Consider the following 22,925-nt stretch of genomic DNA (forward strand, 5'->3'; position numbering starts at 1 on the left):
CCTCTTACGCACCCCGGCCCGCTATTCCTCGTGACTGGAACGGCGGAATCCGGGTCTGACAGCATGACCGAATTCAAGGACACCCAGCAGCAGCTCACGAAGTTCCGCCTGCGCGTCGCGGCGGCGGGGCTGTTCGTGTTCGTCTGCTTCGGGCTGATCGCGTTCCGCTTCCTCTACCTGCAGGTCTGGAACCACAGCAAGTATTCGCTGCAGGCGGACGAAAACCGCATTTCCGTCGCGCCGATCGTGCCAAACCGCGGCATCATCACCGACCGCAACGGCGTCGTGCTCGCGAAGAACTATTCGGCGTACACGCTCGAAATCACGCCCTCGAAGCTCACCGACACGCTCGACAACACGATCGACCAGCTCGCGACCGTGATTCCGATCGACCAGCGCGACCGCCGCCGCTTCAAGAAGCTGCTCGAAGACTCGAAGAACTTCGAGAGCCTGCCCATCCGCACGCGTCTCACCGACGACGAAGTCGCGCGCTTCACCGCGCAGCGCTTTCGCTTCCCCGGTGTGGAAGTGCGCGCGCGCCTGTTCCGCCAGTACCCGCTCGGTCCCACGGCTGCCCACGTGATCGGCTATATCGGCCGTATTTCGCAGCGCGACCAGGAGCGCATCGACGATCTCTCCGACAAGAACGACAGCGATCCCGAGCATTACGATCCGCGTCTCGATGCGAACAACTACAACGGCACCGACTACATCGGCAAGATCGGCGTCGAGCAAAGCTACGAAACCGAGCTGCACGGCCTGACCGGTTTCGAGGAAGTGGAAGTGACGGCGGGCGGCCGCCCCGTGCGCACGCTCTCGCGCACGCAGGCCACGCCCGGCAACAATCTCGTGCTCTCGATCGACATCGGCCTGCAGCAGGTGGCCGAGCAGGCGTTCGCGGGCAAGCGCGGCGCGCTCGTGGCGATCGAGCCTTCCACGGGTGACATTCTCGCGTTCGTTTCCGCGCCGAGCTTCGATCCGAATTCGTTCGTCGACGGCATCGACCAGCAGACCTGGGACGACCTGAACAACTCGCCCGATCACCCGCTCCTGAACCGTCCGCTGCACGGCACCTATCCGCCGGGCTCGACCTACAAGCCGTTCATGGCGCTCGCCGCGCTCACGCTGCACAAGCGCACGCCGCAGTGGGGCTTCTCCGACCCCGGCTACTACATGTTCGGCGGCCATCGCTTCAACAACGACGTGCGCTCGGGCCAGGGCTGGGTCGACATGAACCGCGCGATCATGGTGTCCAACGACACCTACTTCTTCATGCTCGCGCACGACCTGGGCGTGGACAACATCGCAAATTTCATGAAGCCGCTCGGCTTCGGCCAGTTGACGGGCATCGACATCGCGGGCGAGGCGCGCGGCATCCTGCCCTCCACCGAATGGAAGCGCAAGGCCTATCGCAAGCCCGAGCAGCAGAAGTGGTACGAGGGCGAGACGATCAGCCTTGGCATCGGGCAGGGCTACAACTCGTTCACGATCCTGCAGCTCGCGCACGCCACGGCCACGATCGCCGACAACGGCGTTCTGATGAAGCCCCACCTCGTGAAGGAGATCGAAAATCCGATCACCAAGCAGGAACGCCTCACGGTGCCGAGCGAAAGCGGCCGCCTGAACGTGAGCCAGAGCGACATCGACGTGGTGAAGCGCGGCATGGAAAACGTGACGATGAACCCGTCGGGCACAGCCTACCAGGTGTTCCGCAACGCGCCCTACACGTCGGCGGGCAAGACCGGCACGGCGCAGGTGTTCTCGCTGCAGGGCGGCAAGTACAAGGCGCACGCGCTGGCCGAAAATCTGCGCGACCACGCGCTCTTCATCGCGTTCGCACCGGCCGAAAAGCCGCAGATCGCCGTCGCGCTGATCGTCGAAAACGGCGGCTGGGGCGCGCAGGCCGCAGGCCCGATCGCGCGTCGCGTGCTCGACTATTACCTTGTCGATCGCCTGAAGCCCGGCGTCGAGCAGGCGGCTGTGACCGCGGCGGCTTCGGCCACCGAGGACGCGTCCGCGCCCGTGATCGGCGCGCCGCCCGCGGCGGCCTCGGGCACGCCATCGGCCACGTCCGCCGCGCAGCCCGTGAGGGTCGCCGCCGGTTTCACGCCGCTGCCGGTTCCCGGCGCGGCATCGGCGGCCGCAGCGGCGTCGGCGGCTGCGGCGGCGGCTTCGGAAGCCTCGGGGGCGGCCACCGCGGGTCCGGCTTCGGCTACCGGCGCGGCGGCGCGGCCCGCGCCTGCCAGCAGCGCCGGGGGCAACACCGTCGGCAACACAGTCGGCAACACCCGCAAGCCGCGCCAGAACGTCAGCCCCGATGCGCCCGCCGCAACCGACGCCGTGAACGGCGGCACCGCCAGCGCGGACGGCTCGCCCGACACGGGCGCCGGCCGCCCCGCGCCCGCCTCCGTGCCCCGCCACTTCGGCCCAGGCCCCCATCGCCCGCGCCGCCCAGCCGGCGCAAGCGACGCGGCCACGCTCGCACCGCCGCCCAAGCCCGCAACGGGCGGCATCGACGAGTAAGGAGTCACCATGCCTTTCTTCCAGCTCGACAAGATCGACAAGCGCGCCGTGCTCGACACGCTGCGCAAGATGTTCCTCGGCTTCGACCGCCCGCTCGCGCTCACCGTATTCCTGCTGCTGTGCGTGGGCATCGTGACGCTGTACAGCGCGAGCCTCGACGTGCCCGGCCGCGTGGAAGACCAGTTGCGCAACATCATGCTCACCTTCGTGCTGATGTGGGCGCTCGCCAACGTGCCGCCCAACACGCTCATGCGCTTCGCGGTGCCGATCTATACCTTCGGCATCGCGCTGCTCGTTGCCGTGGCGCTATTCGGGCTCACGCGCAAGGGCGCGAAGCGCTGGATCAACGTGGGCGTCGTGATTCAGCCCTCCGAGATCCTCAAGATCGCCACGCCGCTCATGCTCGCGTGGTACTACCAGCGCCGGGAAGGCGTGATGCGCTGGTACGACTTCATCGTCGGCTTCGTGATCCTGCTCGTGCCGGTGGGCCTCATCGCCAAGCAGCCCGATCTCGGCACCGCCGTGCTCGTGTTCGCCTCAGGGCTCTTTGTCATCTATTTCGCGGGGCTCTCGTTCAAGCTGATCGTGCCGGTGCTGATTGCGGGCGTGATCGCGGTGGCCTCGATCGCGGCGTTCCAGGACAAGATCTGCCAGCCGCAGGTGAACTGGCCACTCATGCACGACTACCAGAAGCACCGCATCTGCACGCTGCTCGACCCGACTTCCGATCCGCTCGGCAAGGGCTTCCACACCATCCAGGCCGTGATCGCGATCGGCTCGGGCGGCCCGCTCGGCAAGGGCTGGCTGAAGGGCACGCAGTCGCACCTGGAGTTCATCCCCGAGAAACACACCGACTTCATTTTCGCGGTGTTCTCCGAGGAATTCGGCATGGCGGGCGGCCTCGTGCTGCTCACGCTCTACATGTGTCTGATCGCGCGCGGGCTCTATATCGCCGCGAACGGGGCGACGCTCTTCGGGCGATTGCTGGCCGGCTCGCTCACGATGGCGTTCTTCACCTATGCGTTCGTCAACATCGGCATGGTGAGCGGCATCCTGCCCGTGGTGGGCGTGCCGCTGCCGTTCATGAGCTATGGTGGCACGGCGCTCACCACGCTCGGGGTGGCGATCGGGCTCATCATGAGCGTGGGACGCCAGAAGCGGTTGATGCAGAGTTGAGGGCGCGCCGGGCGGGTACGGCCGCTCCCTCGACGTAAAAAAAACGCGCCGGCATTGTCCGGCGCGTTTGCGTTTCGGCACTCGCTTGCTGACGCTTACTGCGCGGGCGCCGACTTCATCAGTTGCGCGCTCAACTGCTGATACTTCAGTCGAGCGACGGGATCGCCCTGCGCCGCCGCCGCCGCATAGTACGCGCGCGCGACGTTGAGATTCTTCGGCACGCCGTCGCCGCCGCGCTCGTAGAAGGAGCCGGTCACGTATTGCGCCGTCATGTCGCCGCCCTCGGCGGCCTTCTTGTACCAGTAGAACGCCTGCTTGTTGTCGCGCGTGGTGCCGCGTCCGTCCAGGTACTGGTTCGCCAGCGCGAGTTCCGCCTGCACGTGGCCCTGCTTCGCCGCCTTGAGAAACCACTGGTGCGCCTGCGCCGGGTCGCGCTCGACGAAGTCGCCGTCGTCGTACATCTTGCCGTACACGTATTGCGCATGCGACATGTTCGCGTCCGCCGCCTTGCGCAGCCACTTGCGGCCCTCGCCAACGTCGGCGGCGCCGCCTTCGCCGTTCACGAGCATCATCGCGTAGTTGAACTCCGCCAGCCGGTTGCCGCGCCCCGCCGCCGCCTGGAACTCGGCGCGCGCCGCGCTGAGATTGCCCGCGTTGTAATCGGCGACGGCGTTGGCGGTTTGCGGATCGGATTGAGCGCCCGCCGTGGCGCTGGCGCCGTCGGCTGCGGCAGCGATGGCGCTTGCGCCGAGCGCCGCGCCCGCCAGGCAGCCTATCGCCGCAGCACGCACCATCCGTTCAACAAGCCCTTTCGGACGCCTCATGATCTCGCCTCCTGGAGCGCCTGGCGCGTCGCGCGCACGAGCCACATCACGTCGGCGGCCAGTGCGATGAAACTGAAACCCATCTCGCGATACTGCTTCGCAGCGGCCGCATCGAGCGCGAAAATGCCCGCCGCCACGCCCGCCTCGCGCGCGGCCGCGACGATCCGCTGCACGGCGGCGACCACGTCCGGATGCTTCGAGTCGCCGAGATGGCCAAGGCTCGCCGCAAGATCGGCGGGGCCCACGAACAGGCAATCGACGCCCGGCACCCTCGCGATCTTCTCGACTTCGGCCAGCGCCGCCGCCGACTCGATCTGCACGATCGTCGCAATCTGCGCGTTCGCGCCCTGCAGGTAGTCGCGCCGCATGCCGTATGCCGCCGCGCGCACCACGCCCGCCACGCCGCGCTGGCCGCCGGGCGTGCGCGCATCGGGGTACTGCGTGAGGCTCACCGCGCGCGCGGCCTCTTCAGCCGACGCCACGTTGGGGAACATCACCGTGCGCGCGCCCGCGTCGAGCACATGCTTTACGAGCCAGGGCTCGCTGCCGGGCAGACGCACCACCGGCTCGGTGGGCAGATGCGCGGCGGCGATGGCGCGTAGCTGCGCGATGGTGTCGGCGCTGTCGTTCGGGGTGTGCTCCATGTCGATCAGCAGCCAGTCGAAGCCGGCGTGCGCTAGCGCCTCGGCGGCGGTTTCGCTGCCCATCGAAAGCCATAGGCCGAATAGCGGTTCCGCCTCCTTGAGGCGTTCCTTGAGGGGATTGGTGAAGGTGCTCATCGCCGTGCTCCCGGCGAGGCCGCGTGGCGCACGCGTGACGCGCGGGCGGTTTCGCCCGGCAGCGCGGCAGCCCGCAGGTCTCGCTCCGTTATGTGTTTGTCGGGCCGCGCGCAGGGATGCGCAGGCCTTGCGGCAACGATCATACCGCGACAAAAACCTGGGCGACGGCACGGAAAACCCGCCTTGCGCGGGTCGTCGGAGCGAGGGTGAGGTGTGTTTTGCGCGTGTCAGCCGCGCGTGACTTCGGCCCAGCAGTTCGGCGTTTCGTACAGCCGCAGCTTGTGCAGGCGCAGATTCACGCCATAGTGCGCGTCGTACACGTTCGCGAGAATGTCGAACGCGATGGCCGCGAGGTTTTCCACCGTCGGAATGCGGTCGATCACGACCGTCTTGTGGCCCGGCAGCGTTTCGAGAAAGCCGCGCACCTGCGTGTCGCCCGCGAAGACGAGGAACGCGTGATCCCACAGATCGACGAGATGCTGGTTCGCGAGCGACTTCACGTCGGCGAAATCCATCACCATGCCGCGGTCGGGCGCGCCTTCGGTTTCGACGAGGTCGCCTTCCAGCGTAATTTCGAGCACGTAGCGGTGGCCGTGCAGGTTACGGCACTGGCTGCGGTGGTCGGGGATGCGGTGGCCCGCGTCGAATTCGAGTTTTCGGGTGATCGTCAGCACGGCGCTTCTTCAGATAAATTCGCGTGAATCAGGGAATGTTCAGGTATTTGTGGGTCTGCATCGACAGCCGCCACTGCGGATGACGCTTGCACCAGTCGATCGCGAGCTTCGTGTTCAGGTCGCGCGACGGGCCATCCATGGGCTGCACGAGAAAATACTCGAAATCGAGCTTCGCGTACTCGGCGAGGCGCTGGTTTTCCTGCGGCACGACCACTTTCAGTTCGTTGCCCTTCGTGACGACGAGCGGCGCGTCGGCCTTCGGGCTCACGCAAATCCAGTCGATGGTGTCGAGCACCGGCAGCGAGCCGTTCGTCTCGATGGCGATTTCGAAGCCGGCGGCGTGCAGCGCGTCGACGAACGGCGCGTCGATCTGCAGCATCGGCTCGCCGCCCGTGCACACCACGAAGCGGTTGCCCTCGCCTTCGGGCCATAGCGAGGCGATCTTCGCGACGAGTTCTTCCGGCGTGCGAAACTTGCCGCCGTTCTCACCATCGGTGCCGACAAAGTCGGTGTCGCAGAAGCGGCAAACGGCTTCTTCGCGATCTTCCTCGCGGCCCGACCAGAGATTGCAGCCGGCGAACCGGCAAAACACGGCCGGGCGCCCGGCGTTCGCGCCTTCGCCCTGCAACGTGTAGAAAATTTCCTTTACCGCGTAAGTCATCGTGCAGCCTGGTTCTGGCTCCTGAGCGCAAGGCGCATGCAAAGCCGGGTTGGTCTCGGGCGCGAAATCGTCGTGTCGGCGGGGCGCGCCGCCCGTGCGCGGCCCTGTGCCTTGTTCAGTTCGGTGCGTGCGGCCCGAGGCTCACGCTCAGACCGGCGCTTCCGTCACGTTCTCGCCGGCGAGGTACGCTTCGTACCCGCGTTTGCGCAACTTGCACGCCGGGCACTCGCCGCAGCCGAAGCCCCACGCGTGAAGCTCGGCGCGCTCGCCCACGTAGCAGGTGTGCGTTTCCACGCGCACCATGTCCACCAGCGCCTCGCCGCCCAGCTTTTCGGCCAGACGCCACGTGTCGGCCTTGTCGAGCCACATGAGCGGCGTTTCCAGGACGAAGCGCGTGTCCATGCCGAGATTGAGCGTCACTTGCAGCGCCTTCATCGTGTCGTCGCGGCAGTCGGGGTAGCCCGAGAAGTCGGTTTCGCACATGCCGCCCACGAGCACCCGGAGCCCCCGGCGATAAGCGATTGCCGCGGCGATCTGCATGAACATCAGGTTGCGGCCCGGCACAAAGGTGTTCGGCAAGCCGCTCGCCGCCGTTTCGATCTCGATCTCGCGCGTCATGGCCGTGTCGCTGATCGAACCGAGCACCGAGAGATCGATCATGTGATCGTCGCCGAGACGCTCGCCCCATGCGGGGAACGTGCTCGCAATCGCCGCGCGAAAGCCCTCGCGGCATTCCAGTTCGACGCGATGACGCTGGCCGTAATCGAAGCCGAGCGTCTCGACGCTCTCGTAGCGGTCGAGCGCCCATGCGAGGCACGTGGCCGAGTCCTGGCCGCCGGAAAACAGTACGAGCGCGCCCTTGGCTTCAGTTCGAGTCACCGTGAAACTCCGTGTATGAGGTTTCCGCGCGAATGCTTTTCGTTGCGTGGCTGCGCTGCTCGATGCGCCCGGGCGGACCGGCAGGAAGGCCCCGCGCCGGCTCATGCAGTATAGGCCGGGGCCCCTGCGCGGGCATCGTGCGCACCCTTATACCCTGGATACCGTCGATGTCTGGAGCACAACGAAAAAGCCCCAGGAATCGAACGATCTCCTGGGGCTGCATTCTGGTGGCCTGGGACGGAATCGAACCATCGACACGCGGATTTTCAATCCGCTGCTCTACCAACTGAGCTACCGGGCCAACGAAGAAGAAAGAGTATAGCGAGGAATGCGCCGTTTGCCAAGTGGCTTTCGCAAAATTGATGGGCCGAACCGCATGGCTCACCCTCGGCGCGCGCTTTCACCTCGTCATTCGCCCTTGCTCTTGCCGAGGTCCACGCCGAGCTGCTTGAGCTTGCGGTACAGGTGCGTACGTTCCAGCCCCGTTTTCTCCGCCACGCGCGTCATGCTGCCGTTTTCGCGCGCGAGGTGGTACTCGAAGTAAGCGCGCTCGAACGCGTCGCGCGCGTCGCGCAGCGGAATGTCGAACGAGATCGAAGCCGTTTGCGTGGCCGGCGCGCCCGATTGCATGCCATGCACGCCGTCGGCGCCGAGCACCGGCAACGCCGCGGCCGACGCCACGACCGCCGGGCCGCCCGCAGCGGTCTTCCCCGCCGCCGCCGATGCGGCCGGCGCGACCGGCGCGGCCGTGCCGCGCGCGAGCCCCTGCTCGACCGCCTTCAACAGCTTTTGCAGCGCGATCGGTTTTTCGAGGAAGTTGAGCGCGCCGATCTTCGTCGCCTCGACGGCGGTGTCGATGGTCGCGTGGCCCGACATCATGATGACCGGCATCGTCAACTGGCCCTGCGCGGCCCATTCCTTGAGCAGCGTCACGCCGTCGGTGTCCGGCATCCAGATATCGAGCAGCACGAGGTCCGGCACCGCGCGCTGCCTGAAGTCGCGCGCCTGCTGCGCATCTTCCGCCAGCTCCACGACGTGCCCTTCGTCGCTGAGGATCTCCGAGAGCAATTCCCGGATGCCCATTTCATCATCTACCACCAGGATGGTTGCCATTTACGCTGCCCTTGTCTGCACTGTTGCTTTTGATCCCTGCTCCGCTTCGGCGCGCGCCTGCCCGTCCCCGGGCGTGGCGGCATCGTCTGCCAACTGGAGAAAGAGAATCGAGATCTGCGCGCCCTCGATCACGTCGCCCGCTCTCATTCGATTGCGGATGTCGATGCGCGCGCCGTGCTCGTCGACGATCTTCTTCACCATCGCAAGCCCGAGTCCTGTTCCCTTGGCCTTGGTCGTCACATAGGGTTCGAACGCGCGCGTGAGGATGCGCGCCGGGAAACCCGGGCCGTTGTCCGACACCGTGAGACGCACCGCCACGCGCGTGCGGCCTTGCGCGTCGGGGTCCCCGTATTCTACGGCGCGGGTCTCGAGCGTCACGCGAGGATTCTGCGTGTCGGCCACCGCGTCCTGCGCGTTTTGCAGCAGGTTGTGGATCACCTGGCGCAATTGCGTGGCGTCGCCGCGTATCACCGGCAATTCGGAAAGCTCGACCTTGATCGCGCTCTTGCCTTCGCCCGCGCCGTAGAGCGTGAGCACTTCGCTCACGAGTTCGTTGAGCTGCAGGCTCGCGAGCACCGCCGGCGGCGTGCGCGCGTAATCGCGGAAGTTGTCGACCATCTGCTTCATCGCCGCGACCTGATTGACGATGGTGGTCGCGCCGCGCTTGAGCACTTCGGCGTCCGTTGGCGCGAGCTTGTCGGAGAGCTTCATCTGCAGACGTTCGGCCGAAAGCTGGATCGGCGTGAGCGGATTCTTGATCTCGTGCGCAAGACGCCGCGCGACCTCGCCCCACGCGACCGAGCGCTGCGCCGAAATCACGTCGGAGATGTCGTCGAACACCACGACGTAGCCCGATGTCTGCATGTCGCCCGCGTCGCGGCCCGTGTCGGAAACGAGGCGCGCGCCGCGCACGAGCAGCGTGAGCGGATCGGTTTCGCCCGGAATCGGCACGGAGAACTGCTGCTGCCAGTGGCCACGATCAGGGTCGCCGGCGTCGCGATCCGGGCGCGAGGCTTCCTGATCGGCGAACGCCTTGCGCACCATCGCGCCGAACTCCGTGAGCGCGCCGATATGATCGAGCGCGACGCCAAGCTGCGTCTGGAACGGCTGACGGAAAATGCGCTCCGCGCCCGGGTTCGCCGTGGTCAAGCGGAACTGCCGGTCGAACACGAACACGCCCGCCGTGAGGTTCGCGAGAATGCTCTCGAGATACGCCTTCGAATGCTCGAGCGCGACGCGGTTCTTCTCCACGGCCTGGCGCGCCTCGGAAAGCTGGCGCGTCATGGCGTTAAACGACTGCGTGAGGAAGCCCAGTTCGTCGCGCGACTTGATCTCGCGTTTGGGCGTGTAATCGCCCTCCGTCACTTCCTTCGTGCCCTGCGCGAGCAGGAAGAGCGGCCTCGCGAGCTGGTTGCCGAGCGCGAGCGCGAGCATCATCGCGACGAAGGTGGCAAGAAATAGCGCGAGCGTGAGCGTGCCGATATACATCTTGCGCAGGCCGGTGCGGCCAAGCGCCTTTTCCTGATACTCGCGATACGCGCGCTGCACGGCGTCGGCGTTACGCGCGAGCGCGGCGGGCACCGGCTGCTCCAGTTGCAGGAAACGCTCGACCGGCTGCAGATCCGTTGTGTTCGCATCGGGAATACGCGTGACCACGCGCAACCGCAGTGCGCCCTTCGAGCCGAGCTGATGCGGGTCGCCGTCCACCTCGCCTTCGATCGCCGCGTAGCCGCGCCCGCGCGCCTGATCGATCATGAGCGCCGTGGGCATATCGGCGGGCATGAGCGACGAGAAGTTGCTCGACGCCTGCGCCACCACGTGCATTTCCGGCGCGGCGCCCGACATGCTGCGCACCGGCTCGACGATCATCGCGTCCTGCACGCCGAACTGGTCGCGCGCGCGCAGCAGCGTGAGCGTGGTGCCCGCCGAGTCGCCGTTCGCGATCTGCTCGGCCATCAGACGGCCCTTGGTTTGCAGATCGGAGAGCGATGCATCGAGCATGCCGCGCCCGAGATTCAGGCCCGCCGTGAGCGCGGTTTCCACGTTCACGTCGAACCACGACTCGATGGAGCGCGAAACGAACTGATACGAAACGATATAGATGATGCCGCCCGGCACCACGCCCACGAGCGCGAAGAAGAACGCGAGCTTTGCGAGCAGCCGCGTGCCGAATTTGCCGCGCCTCAGGCGCACGACGATCACGATCATGAGCGCCGTGACCACCGAGAGGAAGATTAGCGCGACGACGATATTGGCCGCATAGAGCCAGCCGTAGTAGCGGTCGAAGAACTCGGTGTTCGCGCTCGCCGCGGCGAGCAGGACGAGCAGCAGCGTCGCGGTGAACGCGACGGTGGAGACGAGCAGCTTGACGACGACGCTGCTGAAGCTGGTGGCGCGGCGCACTTTATTTAGCACGTTCGGTCACCGTGAAGTTAAAGCGCTTCCAGTCGGAAGCGAGGTTCCAGTCGCGGTTGTTCACGGCGTCGATCTGGAACGGCTTGGGCATCAGCGCGACGTCGAGCTGCATGCGCACCGAGGCCGTGTACGTCTCGCCCGGATGCACGTCGTTGCGGTCGATCACATGCCACGAGGTGACGTGCTTGATGACCGCGAGCGCCTCCGCGAGCGTCGGGAAGCCGAGCTGCAGGCCGCCGCTCGAGACGCGGTACTCGCGCGTGAGCGGCTGGAACGACAGGCGAATGCTTTGCGACACGCTCACCGGCTGTTCGTCGAACCAGTACCAGCGCGCTCGCGTGAGCTGGAAGTCGGTGGTGAAGTAGAGCGGAATGCCCTTGTTGACCGCGTCTTCCAGGCTGCTGTTGAGGTCGAAGTCGAAGCGGGCATCGAGGCTCCAGCCGTTGCCGTCGGCCTGGAGCGACGCGCGCTGCACCGAGATCGAGTCGGCGCGCGCCGGCGTGACGGCCACGAGGCCGACGACGGCAAGCACCAGCCAGATCAAGGCCGCGAACCGCAGCGGGAAGAAGCGTTTGATGGTCACCGTTTCTGAAAGCGCGCGTAGAAGAATCCGTCGTGATCTGCGGTGCGATCGGGAACGGGGCAGCCGGTTGCCGTCACGTCGGATGTTGCATCGACATCGTGCCGCGCCTCGCTGGCCGCGCCGCATTCTGGGCGCCGGGCCGGCGCGCCGGACGCTGCCGCGGGCAGCAGTTGCCCCGGGGCGTCCAATCGTACCGCATCCGCATGGGTGCTTTCAAACCAGCGCGCCTGCGCCTCGCCTTCCTCGGGAAAGATCGAACAGGTCACGTAAAGCAGTTCGCCGCCCGGCTTCACGAGCGGCCACAGCGCATCGACGATGCGGCGCTGTTCGGCGGCGAGCGCCGCGATGTCGCTCTCGCGGCGCAACCAGCGGATGTCGGGATGACGGCGCACGATGCCCGAGGCCGAGCACGGCACGTCGGCGAGAATGCGATCGAACAGTTCGCCCTCGTGCCACGCGGCGGGATTGCCCGCGTCGCCGACCACGATTCCTGCGTGGCGCATCGGGTGAGCGGGATCGTCCTGCGCGAAACCGAGGCGCGCGAAGTTCTCGCCGATGCGCGCGGCGCGTGCGGCGTCGCTTTCGAGCGCGATCAGGTCGATGTCGGCAAGTTCGAGCAGATGGCCGCTCTTGCCGCCGGGCGCCGCGCAGGCGTCGAGCACGCGCATGCCGTCACGCACGTCGAGGATTTGCGCGGCCACTTGCGCACCAGCGTCCTGTACGGACACGTCGCCCGCCAGGAAGCCGGGAATGCGATCCACGGGCAGCGCAACGGCGAGACGCACCGCGTGCTCGCCGATCTGCGTGGCGGCGATGTTTTCGGCGGCGAGCCGTTCGACGTATTCGGCGGCGCTTGTGCGGCGCGCGTTTACGCGCAGCGTGAGCGGGCCCTGCGTGTTGCCGGCGGCGAGAATCGCCTGCCATTGTTCGGGCCACGCGGCGCGCACCGCGTCGATCCACCAGCGCGGATAGTTCCAGCGCGCGGTTTCATCGGCCTGCGCCGCGGCAAGCGCGGTGTCGCGCTCGCGCAGAAAGCCGCGCAACACGGCATTGACCAGCCCCTTCGCAAACGCAGTGTCGCGGCGCGCGCCCACGGCGCGCACGGCCTGATCGACGACCGTAAACGGCGTGTAGGCAGCGCTCGCCTCGTCTTCGGCGAGTAAAGCCAGCGCGCAGGCCAGCAAGTTCGCGACGGGTGGCGGCGGCGCCTTGCTCACGCGTTGACGGATCAGCCAGTCGACGGTGCCGAGCCGCCGCATCGTGCGATACGCAATGTCCTGCACGGCGCCGCGAGCTTGCGGCGCGAAGTCGGCGGGCAACGCGGCGAAGGCGCTCGCGAGCGCGCCGGGCAGCGCCGCACCGGCGCGCACCGCGCCGATCGCATGCGCAGCCTGGTCGAGCGCAAAGCCGAGCGAATCGGGGGCCAGGTGCACGGCGTGGCCGCGCTCGGGCGATGCGGGACTCTTTTTGCCGGGAGAAGGCTTGCCGGGTCGCCGGGATGGGCTGGATGTCATGAAGAAACCGGATGCGGGCCGCGGTGAAGCGCGGCGTCAATAATGCACAAGCGAGCCATTGTAGCGTGGCGAGCGCGCAACACTGCGAGCCTCGTTCGATTCGGGTTGACGCGCCGCGCACGCGAGCCGCGGCGATGAATTCACCGGGATACATATTGGCGGATGCCGACTAACGGCTCGCCGCATGATGGCGACAGAAAACGCCCCCCAGCTTCGTCGCGGCCATCATGAAACCACTCGGGAAGAAACACGACTTCGCGTTCCTGGCCTTCATTGCGCTCTTTTCCGTGTACCAGCAGGGACGGGGCAAGCTGTTCTCGCCGTTCTGGGACGACAAGGTGTATGCGTACGCGCTGGACCAGTTCACGCGTGGCGCGAATCCGTATATCCCGCGCGGATTTCCATTCGTCTATCCGCCCATCTTCCTGAATCTCTTTTCGCGTATTCCGTTTCAGTGGCTTTATCTGGCGTTCGTTTTTGCTTCGCTTATCTACCTCGCGTACAGCATCCGGCATGCGGATTTCGTCGTCGCGGGCGCGTTGGGTTTTCTGACAGGTGGCGCGGGCGTGGGCGGCATCCTCACGGGGAATTTCGCGATCTTCGCTCACCTGCTGATCATTGCGCTTTTTTATGCGGCTTCGCAGGACACTTCACGGCACATCTCGCAGCAGAGCAGGGCGACGGCCAGGTATTGCGCGCTCGCGTTTTTCATCGCGCTTTTCGCGTCCATCAAGATCTATTTTCTGACGTACGCCGTCGTGTTCTTTTTTATCCCCAAGGGCATGCGCTACGTCTTCGCCGTGCCTTTGTGCGTTGCGCTCGCAACCATCGCGCAAGTCGCGCTGGAACCGCGCCTGTGGACCGACTTCGAAACCCTGCTGCGCTGGCAGATGCTCGCCCAGAACGATTCCGGGCTCGTTCTGTTCGGCATGCTCCAACAGCACGTTCGCGCATTGACGACGCTCGAAGACGTGCTGCTCTACGAGCTGGTCGTCGTGGCGCTCTTCGTGTACGCGGTCAATCCATTGCGCGGGCGGCAGCTCATGGTTTCGGAAAACGAAAGCGCGCCCGGCAGGCTGTTTTATATCCTCGCGTTCTGTCTGGCGCTGAATCCGAGAATGAAGGAATATGACATCGCGCCGTTTTTTGCGTGCTGCTACGTTTCGCTATTCCAGAGCAGCGACAGCGGCAACCGCATGGATCGCGTGTTTTTCTACGCCGTACCGCTGGCGTTTATCGCCGCGTGGATCATCGTCAAGTTTGGGCACGTGTATTACGCGCTCGACGTGTCCTGGTTCATCGGCGTCTATTTTGTGTTCTTCGTGGTGTCGCACCGTCAACGGGCGTTGCGGGTTTCGGCTCACGCAGACGCGCGGCACGCGGACGGCGACGCGCCAGCGACAGGGTGAAAAAACGCCTCCGAAGAGGCGTTTTTTCCGTCGCTGCTTACCGCTTTAGCGCCTCGTGCCCGAGGCAATTTCCATCAAGCGGCGAATGCGCTCCTCCGTTGACGGGTGCGTGCTGAATAGATTCTGCAAGCCGCCGCCCGAGAGCGGATTCATGATCATCATCTGCGCCGTAGCCGGATGCTCTTCGGCGGCCGGGAATGGAATGCCCTGCGCGTAGCGGTGAATCTTGTCGAGCGCGGAGGCGAGCGCCTGCGGGTCCCCCGAAATCTCGGCGCCGCCGCGGTCCGCCTCGAATTCGCGCGCACGCGAAATCGCCATCTGGATCAGCGCGCCCGCGATCGGCGCGAGCAGCGCGACGGCAATGCTCGCGATGGGATTCGCTGGGCGGCCGTTTTCGTCGCGGCCACCGAAGATCATCGCGAAGTTCGCGAGCGCCGAAATCGCGCCGGCCATGGTGGCCGAAATAGTCGAGATGAGAATGTCGCGGTGCTTCACGTGCGCCAGTTCGTGCGCCATCACGCCGCGCATTTCGCGCTCGGACAGCACGCGCAGAATGCCCGTGGTCGCCGCGACCGCCGCGTGCTCGGGGTTGCGCCCCGTGGCGAAAGCGTTGGGCGCGTCCTCGTTGATGAGGTAGACGCGCGGCATGGGCAAGCCGGCACGCGTGGCCAGATCGCGCACCATGCGGTAGAACTGCGGCGCCGTGGTCTCGTCGACTTCCTGCGCGTTGTACATGCGCAGAACCATCTTGTCGGAATACCAGTACGAGAAGAAGTTCATGGCGAGCGCGAAGAACAGCGCCAGCATCATCCCGCGATGCCCGCCGATCAGTCCGCCGATCACGATGAAAAGGGCCGTAATCGCGGCCATCAACATCGCGGTTTTGACCCAGTTGAACATGTGCTGTGCTCCTTCACCCACCAGGGGATCAAATCGATCGTTGAACGCCCGCCGCCAGCGAGTCAGCCGTACGCGGGCGAGCGCATTGTAAGCGATTTGTTAGATATGGGCGGACACGAAAAATTCAATGTCAGCGCGTGGCCGTGGCGAGCTTCACGCCCAGGCCGACGAACGCCGAGCCCACCGTGCGGTCGAGCCACTTCTTCACGCCCGGCTTGCCCGAAAAGCGCTGCGTGACGCTGCCCGCCACCCACGCGACGAAGCTGTTCCAGACCGTGCTCATGAGCATGAATACGGCGCCCAGCGTCAGGAAAGCGAGCGCCTTGTGCTCGGTCCCGGTGGTCACGAACTGCGGGAAAAACGAGACGAAGAACAGCACCACCTTCGGATTGAGCACGTTGGTGCAGAAACCCGAAACGAAGAGCTGACGCAGCGGGCGCGGGGCGGCCGCAGCGGGCGTGGCCTGCGCCGCGCCTTCCGCCGGCGCGGCTTCGTGCTTCGTGAGGACGAGGCGCACACCCAGATAGATGAGGTAGATCGCGCCGACGATCTTGATGACCGTGAACGCCGTGGCCGACGCCGCGAGCAGCGCCGTCAGACCGAACGCGCAGGCGAGCGTGTGCACCCCGCAGCCCGCCGAGATACCCAGTGCGGAAACGAGGCCCGCGCCGCGGCCCTGCGCGACGCTGCGGCCGACGATATAAGCCGTATCGGGCCCCGGCGTTACGTTCAGGAGGAACACGGCGACGAGAAAGAAACCGAAATGGGTGATGCCGAGCATGGCAACCTCAAAATCAAAAAAGACGCGCTTCAAACGCCCTCGATTCTAGCGCGCCGGTAACGGGGCGGCAGTTGACCGGATGGCCATTTTCGGGCAATGGCGCGATGGCGCGCGCCAGGGTTCAGGCCGCGGGGGCCTCGGGCAACTGGAAACGCTGCCCAGCCGCCAGCGGCATGCCGGCCAGGAACTCGCGCGCGGGCAAACGCTTGCCGCCCGGCTTTTGCAACTGCGTGAGGCGCAGCGCGCCCTCGCCGCACGCCACCACCACGCCCGCCGGGCTGACATCGAGAATCTCGCCCGGCCCGGCGGTGCCGTCCGTCGAACGGTCCACCGGCTCGGCGGCCCACAGCTTCAGTTGCGCGCCGTCGAGCGTAGCGGCGCCGCCCGGGAACGGATCGAACGCGCGAATCTGGCGCGCGAGCGTCACGGCCGGCCGGCGCCAGTCGAGCGCGGCCTCGTGCTTGCCGATCTTTTCGGCGTAAGTCGCGCCCTCCGCCGGCTGCGGCGTCGTGGGCAGCGCGCCGTCGCGTTCGAGCGCGATGAGCCCCTCCACGATCAGCTTCGCGCCGAGTTGCGCGAGGCGGTCGTGCAGCGTCGCCGTGGTGTCGCCGGGCGCGATGGGCGTGCGCACCTCGGAGATCATCGGGCCGGTGTCGAGACCGGCGTCCATCTGCATGAGCGTGATGCCGGTTTCGTCGTCGCCGGCTTCGATCGCGCGGTGAATCGGCGCGGCGCCGCGCCAGCGCGGCAGGATCGACCCGTGGATGTTGATGCAGCCGTGCGGCGGGATGTCCAGCACTTCCTGCGGCAGCAGCAGCCCGTAGGCGGCGACCACCATCACGTCGTGCGGCGTGGCGCGCAGCAGGTCCAGCGCCGCGGAGGCTTCCTGCGGATACTTGCCCGTGCGGCGCAGCGAAGGCGGCTGGGCGACGGCCATGCCGTGCTCCTGCGCGTAGCGCTTGACCGGGCTTGCCTGGAGCTTCATGCCGCGGCCCGCCGGACGATCCGGCTGGGTCAGCACGAGCGGCACGGCGAAGCCCGCTTCGTGAATCGCCGCGAGCGCCGCGGCGGCGAATTCCGGCGTGCCGGCGAAGATGACGCGAAGGGTATGGCTCATGGGCGCTCGGTGCGTGGCGGGTTGATGAAGCGGCGCAATTCGTTCAAACGGCGATCAAACCGCGATCACATCGCGCGTTCGAGCTTCTTCATCTTGCTGCGGATGCGCGTCTGCTTGAGCGACGAGAGGTATTCGACGAACACCTTGCCCATCAGGTGATCCATTTCGTGCTGGATGCACACGGCTAGCAGCCCTTCGCAGTCCACCTCATAGGTCTCGCCCTTTTCGTTCATCGCGCGCACGCGCACCTTTTCCGCGCGCTCGACTTCGTCGTAAATGCCCGGCACGGAAAGACAGCCTTCCTCGTGCACTTCGCGCTCGTCGCTCGACCAGATGATTTCGGGGTTGATGAACACGCGCAGTTCGTCGTGCGCATCGGAAACGTCGATCACCACGACACGCTCGTGCACGTCGACCTGGGTGGCCGCGAGACCGACGCCAGGCGCGGCGTACATGGTTTCGGCCATGTCGGCGACCAGTTTGCGGATGCGGTCGTTGACCGCCTCGACCGGCTTCGCGACCTTGTGCAGACGCTTGTCCGGGTAATGAAGAATATTCAGCAGAGCCATGATTTGACGGGTTTCTCGTTGGGCGCCTGAACGTGCCAGGAACATTGAACGATGCGCGGCCTGGCCATTCGGCCAGCTTGCGGGTCCCATGCCGGATACGGAGGATATGCACTCATATTCGGACGAAAGGACCGCAATTCAACGTTGAGTACGTTTTCGCCGTGCGAACGCCGCGCCCGAACGCGAGGGCGCGATGCCACGGGTAAAGACGCCACGGTGTATTTCGGATAGTGAAAATTTTATCACGAGGTGCGGCAAACCGTCCGCGCCCGGGGAACGCGATGCCGACGACCTTGCCGCTATCTTCCGAGGAACTGGCCGCCTGGCTGCGCCTCGCCCTCGCGCGCGGCCTCAGGCCCGCTGCGCTGCGGGCGCTGCTCGGCGCGTTCGGCCTGCCTCAGAACGTGCTCGCCCAGCCGTTCGCCGCACTCGCCGCCGTGGCCGGCGCACCAGCCGCCCACGCCGCGCTGGCCGAACCCCGCGCGGACTTCGCAGCGCAACTCGAAGCGCTGCTGCCTTGGCGCGCGGCGCCCGGCAATGCGCTCATCACGCTTGCCGACCCGGCCTACCCCGCGCGCCTGCTCGATATGCCCGATCCGCCGCCGCTGCTCTACGCCAAGGGCCGGCTCGCGCTGCTTCACGCACGGGCGGTGGCGGTCGTGGGCAGCCGCAACGCCACGCCACAGGCCATCGAGGACGCCGCGCGCTTCGCGCGCACACTCGCCGCGTCGGGGCTCACCGTCGTCTCCGGGCTCGCGCTCGGCGTGGACGGCGCCGCGCATCGCGGTGCGCTCCGCGAGAATGGGGGCACCGTCGCCGTAATCGGCACCGGCGCGGATCTGGTCTATCCGGCGGCCCATCACGCGCTCGCCACGGAGATTGCCGCGCACGGTGCGCTCATCTCCGAATGGCCGCTCGGCACGCCCGCGCGCTCGGCGAACTTTCCGCAGCGCAATCGCGTGATTGCCGCGCTCGTGGAAGGCGTGGTGGTGATCGAGGCCGCGCAACGTTCCGGCTCGCTCATCACGGCGCGGCTCGCCAACGAGATGGGCCGCGACGTATTCGCGCTGCCCGGCTCGATCCACGCGCCGCTCACGCGCGGCTGTCACGGGCTCATCAAACAGGGCGCGCTGCTGGTCGAATCGCCCGAAGAGGTGCTCGATGCGCTGAACGTCGGGCAACCCCGCGGTGCAAAGCGCGCCAACGTGTCCGCGCGCGAGCCGCGCCGTCAAAAAGTTTCGGTTCCGTTCGATCGCACGCAGCGCGATGCTTGCGAGGCGCCCGGTAACGGGTCCCTGCGCGAGGATCGCGCCGAACGACAAACGTCCGCCGCCAGCCTTGACGCCGACGCCCGGCGGCTGCTCGACGCGCTTGGTCACGCGCCGGCCACGGTTGAAATCCTCGCGCAGCGCACCGACATGGCGGAATCGGTACTGCAAGGCACGCTGCTGGGGCTCGAACTCGCGGGGCACATCGACGTCCTGCCGGGAGGCTGGTTCGTGCGGGCGACCCGCGGGAAGTGAGGCGCGTCATGCCGGGGATTGGGGGAGCATCACTGGCCGCGCGCCGCCGTGATACATTCGCGCCAAATACCCGCTCTATATATAAGAGAACGCAAGGAACGACCATGCCCGCGCTAGACCTCGACACCGACGCCGACCAGATCGCCGAGCGCGTGAGCAACCAGGACACGCTGTTCGTCGCATGCCTGTGCGCGCAGTGGTGCGGGACGTGCCGCGACTACCGGGCCACGTTCGACCGCATCGCCGAGGCGCATCCCGAAGTCTGCTTCGCGTACATCGACATCGAAACGCATGCCGACCGCTTCGACGATCTCGACGTCGAGAACTTCCCGACGATCCTGATCGAAGACGCTCATGCCACGCGCTTTTTCGGCACGGTCCTGCCGCATGCCGCCGTGGTCGAGCGCATGCTCTCGGACCTCAGGGCGCTGCCGGGCGTGGCCGACGCGCCCAAGCTGCGGCCCGCGCTGACCGCGGCTTGAGGCCGGTTTGAGCGCCCCGGACATCTGACCCCCATCAGGCGCGCCGCTTGCCCCACGGCCTGGCGCGCCCTTATGATTGGGCGCCCTGGCGGGGGCGCGGGCAGGGTCGCGAGATGACGCAAAAATCGACGCCGCCGCGCCATGTGCTATAAAGCGGTCGAGAACGGCCCCCCGAGCGGGGCAGCAAAGCAGGGCATCGCGCCCAAGCGCCCATTCAGGCGGCATCGGCCCCCGGGCGCCAACCGGATACACCCACAAGCAACCAGTCATGTCCAAAGCTCTGATCATCGCCGAGAAGCCATCCGTCGCGAACGACATCGCGCGCGCGCTGGGCGGTTTTACCAAGCATGACGAGTACTACGAGAGCGACGACTACGTGCTCTCGTCGGCGGTCGGCCATCTGCTGGAGATCGCCGCGCCCGAGGAATACGAGGTCAAACGCGGCAAGTGGAGCTTCGCTCACCTGCCCGTGATCCCGCCGCACTTCGACCTGAACCCGATCGCCAAGAGCGAATCGCGGCTCAAGGTGCTCAACAAGCTGATGAAGCGCAAGGATGTCACGCAACTCATCAACGCCTGCGACGCGGGGCGCGAGGGCGAACTGATCTTCCGCCTCATCGCGCAGCACGCGAAGGCGAAGCAGCCGGTCCAGCGCCTGTGGCTGCAGTCCATGACGCCGCAGGCGATTCGCGACGGCTTCGCGAACCTGCGCAGCGACCACGACATGCAGCCGCTCGCCGACGCCGCGCGCTGCCGCTCGGAAGCCGACTGGCTAGTCGGCATCAACGGCACGCGCGCGATGACCGCCTTTAACAGCAAGGGCGGCGGCTTCTTCCTCACGACTGTTGGCCGCGTTCAGACGCCAACGTTGTCGATCGTCGTCGAACGCGAAGAGAAAATTCGTCGATTCATTCCGCGCGATTATTGGGAAGTGCGGGCGGAGTTCGTCTGCGCGGGCGGTTTTTATGAAGGCCGCTGGTACGACCCGAAATTCAAGAAGGACGAGTTCGATCCCGAAAAGCGCGACTCGCGCCTGTGGAGCCTGCCGGCCGCCGAAACCATCGTCGCGGCCTGCCATGGCCGCGAAGGCACGGTCACGGAAGAATCGAAGCCGTCCACGCAGCTTTCGCCCGCGCTCTTCGACCTGACGAGCCTGCAACGCGAAGCCAACGGCCGCTTCGGCTTTTCGGCCAAGAACACGCTCGGCCTCGCCCAGGCGCTGTACGAAAAGCACAAGGTGCTCACCTACCCGCGTACCGACTCGCGCGCGCTGCCCGAGGATTACCTCGGCACCGTGAAAGAGACGCTCGAAATGCTCAAGGAGAGCAACAACTACCTGCCGCACGCGAAGCAGGTGCTCGACAAGGGCTGGGTGAAGCCGAACAAGCGCATTTTCGACAACTCGAAGATCAGCGATCACTTCGCCATCATCCCCACGCTGCAGGCGCCCAAATCGCTCTCGGAGCCCGAGCAGAAGCTGTATGACCTGGTCGTGAAGCGTTTTCTCGCCGTGTTTTTCCCCGCCGCCGAATATCGCGTCACCACGCGTATCACCGAAGTCGTCGGTCATCATTTCAAGACCGAGGGCAAGGTGCTGGTCGAGCCGGGCTGGCTACAGGTCTATGGCCGCGACGCGGGCGGCGCCGACGCCAACCTCGTGCCGGTGCAGAAGGGCGAGAAGGTCAAGACCGACAAGATCGCTGCGCAACAGCTCGTGACGAGGCCGCCTGCGCGCTACAACGAAGCGACGCTGCTTTCGGCGATGGAAGGCGCGGGCAAGCTCGTGGACGACGAAGAGCTGCGCGAGGCGATGGCCGCCAAGGGCCTCGGCACGCCGGCCACGCGCGCGGCGATCATCGAAGGCCTGCTCGGCGAAAAGTATCTCGTACGCGAAGGCCGCGAGCTGATTCCCACGGCGAAGGCGTTCCAGCTCATGACGCTGTTGCGCGGCCTGGGCGTGGAGGAACTCACGGCGCCGGAACTCACCGGAGAGTGGGAGTACAAGCTTTCGCAGATGGAGCGGGGCAAGCTGCCGCGCGACGCGTTCATGCAGGAAATCGCCCGCATGACGCAGACCATCGTGAAACGCGCGAAGGAATACGACTCGGATACGATCCCCGGCGATTACGCGACGCTGACCACGCCGTGCCCGAGTTGCGGCGGCCAGGTGAAGGAAAACTACCGCCGCTTCGCGTGCACGAAGTGCGAGTTCTCGATCTCGAAGATTCCGGGCGGCCGCCAGTTCGAAATTCCCGAAGTGGAAGAACTGCTGCAGAACAAGACGATCGGTCCGCTCTCGGGCTTTCGCAGCAAGATGGGCCGGCCGTTCTCGGCCATCCTCAAGCTCTCCTTCGACGATGAAATCAAGAACTACAAGCTCGAGTTCGATTTCGGCCAGGACGCCGGCACCGAAGATGGCGAAGCGCCCGACTTCTCGCAGCAGGAGCCGGTGGGCGCCTGCCCGAAGTGCAAGGGCCACGTGTTCGAGCACGGCATGAGCTACGTGTGCGAGCACTCGGTTGCGAACCCCAAGACCTGCGACTTCCGTTCGGGCAAGGTGATCCTCCAGCAGGAGATCACGCGCGACCAGATGGCGAAGCTGCTGGCCGAAGGCCGCACCGATTTGCTGACCAGCTTCAAGTCGTCGCGTACGGGCCGCAACTTCAAGGCCTTCCTCGTCAAGCAGCCGGACGGCAAGATCGGCTTCGAGTTTGAAAAGAAGGAGCCGAGCGCGAAAACGGCCGCCAAAACGGCTGCGAAGAAGTCGGCGGCATCGGCTGGGGCGACGAGCGACGCCGCGAACGATGCGGCGGATTCGGCTGACGAAGAGAAGGCCAAGCCCGCACGCAAGACGGCCGCCGCCAAAGCGGCGCCGGCACGCAAGACCGCCGCCCGCAAGACGCCGGCGCGCAAAACGGGCTCGTAAGCGGTCCTTGCTGGGCCATCGTCATCGACGGCCCACACGCAAGCATCAAGCAAAAAGGCGCAGCTTCTCACGAAGCT

The 22,925-nt window shown here is 66.2% G+C and carries 19 protein-coding genes and 1 tRNA gene; 6 read left to right on the forward strand and 14 right to left on the reverse strand.

Translation table 11 applies throughout. The features are described from left to right. The first annotated feature begins 63 nt into the window (after positions 1–63). Both mrdA and rodA read left to right on the forward strand, forming a co-directional pair. Positions 64–2,523 (forward strand): penicillin-binding protein 2, encoded by a 2,460-nt coding sequence (gene mrdA / locus U5768_RS16790; RefSeq protein WP_322031533.1) that lies wholly within the window; start codon positions 64–66, stop codon positions 2,521–2,523. Positions 2,524–2,532: 9 nt separating this feature from the next. Further along, positions 2,533–3,699, forward strand: coding sequence for a rod shape-determining protein RodA (gene rodA, locus U5768_RS16795; RefSeq protein WP_322031534.1), 1,167 nt, complete (start codon positions 2,533–2,535; stop codon positions 3,697–3,699). 95 nt (positions 3,700–3,794) lie between these two features. Here rodA and U5768_RS16800 read toward each other — a convergent pair whose 3' ends face one another. The 10 genes from U5768_RS16800 to rsmB all read right to left on the reverse strand — a co-directional run bounded on the left by U5768_RS16800 (position 3,795) and on the right by rsmB (position 13,141). Beyond that, the gene (locus U5768_RS16800; RefSeq protein WP_415913930.1) at positions 3,795–4,493 is read right to left on the reverse strand and encodes a tetratricopeptide repeat protein; all 699 of its coding nucleotides are present in this window, start codon (positions 4,491–4,493) and stop codon (positions 3,795–3,797) included. 26 nt (positions 4,494–4,519) lie between these two features. Beyond that, positions 4,520–5,302: an HpcH/HpaI aldolase family protein gene (locus tag U5768_RS16805; protein ID WP_322031536.1), complete on the reverse strand. Its 783-nt coding sequence runs from the start codon at positions 5,300–5,302 to the stop codon at positions 4,520–4,522. Between the two features lie 227 nt (positions 5,303–5,529). Then, entirely contained in the window at positions 5,530–5,973 is a 444-nt protein-coding gene (gene queD / locus U5768_RS16810) for a 6-carboxytetrahydropterin synthase QueD (RefSeq protein WP_254319394.1), read from the reverse strand. 31 nt (positions 5,974–6,004) lie between these two features. Continuing rightward, complete coding sequence (gene queE, locus U5768_RS16815) at positions 6,005–6,637, reverse strand: 7-carboxy-7-deazaguanine synthase (protein WP_322031537.1); 633 nt, start codon at positions 6,635–6,637, stop codon at positions 6,005–6,007. 147 nt (positions 6,638–6,784) lie between these two features. Beyond that, positions 6,785–7,516 carry a 7-cyano-7-deazaguanine synthase QueC gene (gene queC / locus U5768_RS16820; protein WP_322031538.1) on the reverse strand — a complete coding sequence of 244 codons (732 nt, stop codon included), beginning with the start codon at positions 7,514–7,516 and terminating at the stop codon, positions 6,785–6,787. A 225-nt stretch (positions 7,517–7,741) separates the two neighbouring features. Next, positions 7,742–7,817: transfer RNA gene (locus U5768_RS16825), tRNA-Phe, on the reverse strand. A gap of 107 nt (positions 7,818–7,924) precedes the next feature. Continuing rightward, positions 7,925–8,629, reverse strand: a complete 705-nt coding sequence (gene esaR, locus U5768_RS16830) for a response regulator transcription factor EsaR (protein ID WP_322031539.1) — start codon at positions 8,627–8,629, stop codon at positions 7,925–7,927. Next, on the reverse strand, positions 8,630–11,044 hold the full coding sequence (locus U5768_RS16835; protein WP_322031540.1) for a PAS domain-containing sensor histidine kinase: 2,415 nt from the start codon (positions 11,042–11,044) through the stop codon (positions 8,630–8,632). It abuts the gene before it with no gap. Beyond that, entirely contained in the window at positions 11,034–11,627 is a 594-nt protein-coding gene (locus U5768_RS16840) for a DUF4390 domain-containing protein (RefSeq protein ID WP_322031541.1), read from the reverse strand. Before U5768_RS16840 ends, U5768_RS16835 begins: the two co-directional genes overlap by 11 nt. After that, positions 11,624–13,141, reverse strand: a complete 1,518-nt coding sequence (gene rsmB, locus U5768_RS16845) for a 16S rRNA (cytosine(967)-C(5))-methyltransferase RsmB (protein ID WP_322031542.1) — start codon at positions 13,139–13,141, stop codon at positions 11,624–11,626. The genes U5768_RS16840 and rsmB overlap by 4 nt, the downstream gene beginning before the upstream one ends. 227 nt (positions 13,142–13,368) lie before the next feature. On the opposite strand from rsmB, the gene U5768_RS16850 reads away from it, so the two are divergent. Next, positions 13,369–14,550, forward strand: coding sequence for a hypothetical protein (locus tag U5768_RS16850; protein WP_322031543.1), 1,182 nt, complete (start codon positions 13,369–13,371; stop codon positions 14,548–14,550). Between the two features lie 45 nt (positions 14,551–14,595). Here U5768_RS16850 and htpX read toward each other — a convergent pair whose 3' ends face one another. The 4 genes from htpX to def all read right to left on the reverse strand — a co-directional run bounded on the left by htpX (position 14,596) and on the right by def (position 17,917). Continuing rightward, the gene (gene htpX / locus U5768_RS16855; RefSeq protein ID WP_322031544.1) at positions 14,596–15,450 is read right to left on the reverse strand and encodes a zinc metalloprotease HtpX; all 855 of its coding nucleotides are present in this window, start codon (positions 15,448–15,450) and stop codon (positions 14,596–14,598) included. A 130-nt stretch (positions 15,451–15,580) separates the two neighbouring features. Next, positions 15,581–16,231: a LysE family translocator gene (locus tag U5768_RS16860; RefSeq protein WP_322031545.1), complete on the reverse strand. Its 651-nt coding sequence runs from the start codon at positions 16,229–16,231 to the stop codon at positions 15,581–15,583. A 121-nt stretch (positions 16,232–16,352) separates the two neighbouring features. Then, complete coding sequence (gene fmt, locus U5768_RS16865) at positions 16,353–17,348, reverse strand: methionyl-tRNA formyltransferase (RefSeq protein ID WP_322031546.1); 996 nt, start codon at positions 17,346–17,348, stop codon at positions 16,353–16,355. A 65-nt stretch (positions 17,349–17,413) separates the two neighbouring features. Continuing rightward, positions 17,414–17,917, reverse strand: a complete 504-nt coding sequence (gene def / locus U5768_RS16870; protein ID WP_322031547.1) for a peptide deformylase — start codon at positions 17,915–17,917, stop codon at positions 17,414–17,416. A 281-nt stretch (positions 17,918–18,198) separates the two neighbouring features. Here def and dprA point away from each other — a divergent pair, with 281 nt between their 5' ends. The 3 genes from dprA to U5768_RS16885 all read left to right on the forward strand — a co-directional run bounded on the left by dprA (position 18,199) and on the right by U5768_RS16885 (position 22,848). Next, on the forward strand, positions 18,199–19,440 hold the full coding sequence (gene dprA, locus U5768_RS16875) for a DNA-processing protein DprA (RefSeq protein WP_322031548.1): 1,242 nt from the start codon (positions 18,199–18,201) through the stop codon (positions 19,438–19,440). Positions 19,441–19,544: 104 nt separating this feature from the next. Then, the gene (locus tag U5768_RS16880) at positions 19,545–19,922 is read left to right on the forward strand and encodes a thioredoxin family protein (RefSeq protein ID WP_322031549.1); all 378 of its coding nucleotides are present in this window, start codon (positions 19,545–19,547) and stop codon (positions 19,920–19,922) included. Between the two features lie 268 nt (positions 19,923–20,190). Further along, entirely contained in the window at positions 20,191–22,848 is a 2,658-nt protein-coding gene (locus U5768_RS16885) for a DNA topoisomerase III (protein ID WP_322031550.1), read from the forward strand. The last annotated feature ends 77 nt before the right edge of the window (positions 22,849–22,925 follow it).

Origin of the sequence: Paraburkholderia sp. J76 (assembly GCF_905220295.1) — a bacterium.
In the GTDB taxonomy this organism is placed as follows: Bacteria; Pseudomonadota; Gammaproteobacteria; order Burkholderiales; family Burkholderiaceae; genus Paraburkholderia.

Excerpts from the sequence above, each read along its gene's own strand:
- fmt (WP_322031546.1), bottom strand. The coding sequence starts at position 17,348 with ATGAGCCATACCCTTCGCGTCATCTTCGCCGGCACGCCGGAATTCGCC.
- U5768_RS16880 (WP_322031549.1), top strand. The coding sequence starts at position 19,545 with ATGCCCGCGCTAGACCTCGACACCGACGCCGACCAGATCGCCGAGCGC.
- U5768_RS16800 (WP_415913930.1), bottom strand. The coding sequence starts at position 4,493 with ATGGTGCGTGCTGCGGCGATAGGCTGCCTGGCGGGCGCGGCGCTCGGC.
- rsmB (WP_322031542.1), bottom strand. The coding sequence starts at position 13,141 with ATGACATCCAGCCCATCCCGGCGACCCGGCAAGCCTTCTCCCGGCAAA.
- dprA (WP_322031548.1), top strand. The coding sequence starts at position 18,199 with ATGCCGACGACCTTGCCGCTATCTTCCGAGGAACTGGCCGCCTGGCTG.
- htpX (WP_322031544.1), bottom strand. The coding sequence starts at position 15,450 with ATGTTCAACTGGGTCAAAACCGCGATGTTGATGGCCGCGATTACGGCC.
- U5768_RS16860 (WP_322031545.1), bottom strand. The coding sequence starts at position 16,231 with ATGCTCGGCATCACCCATTTCGGTTTCTTTCTCGTCGCCGTGTTCCTC.
- U5768_RS16885 (WP_322031550.1), top strand. The coding sequence starts at position 20,191 with ATGTCCAAAGCTCTGATCATCGCCGAGAAGCCATCCGTCGCGAACGAC.
- rodA (WP_322031534.1), top strand. The coding sequence starts at position 2,533 with ATGCCTTTCTTCCAGCTCGACAAGATCGACAAGCGCGCCGTGCTCGAC.
- mrdA (WP_322031533.1), top strand. The coding sequence starts at position 64 with ATGACCGAATTCAAGGACACCCAGCAGCAGCTCACGAAGTTCCGCCTG.
- def (WP_322031547.1), bottom strand. The coding sequence starts at position 17,917 with ATGGCTCTGCTGAATATTCTTCATTACCCGGACAAGCGTCTGCACAAG.
- U5768_RS16850 (WP_322031543.1), top strand. The coding sequence starts at position 13,369 with ATGAAACCACTCGGGAAGAAACACGACTTCGCGTTCCTGGCCTTCATT.
- queE (WP_322031537.1), bottom strand. The coding sequence starts at position 6,637 with ATGACTTACGCGGTAAAGGAAATTTTCTACACGTTGCAGGGCGAAGGC.
- U5768_RS16805 (WP_322031536.1), bottom strand. The coding sequence starts at position 5,302 with ATGAGCACCTTCACCAATCCCCTCAAGGAACGCCTCAAGGAGGCGGAA.
- esaR (WP_322031539.1), bottom strand. The coding sequence starts at position 8,629 with ATGGCAACCATCCTGGTGGTAGATGATGAAATGGGCATCCGGGAATTG.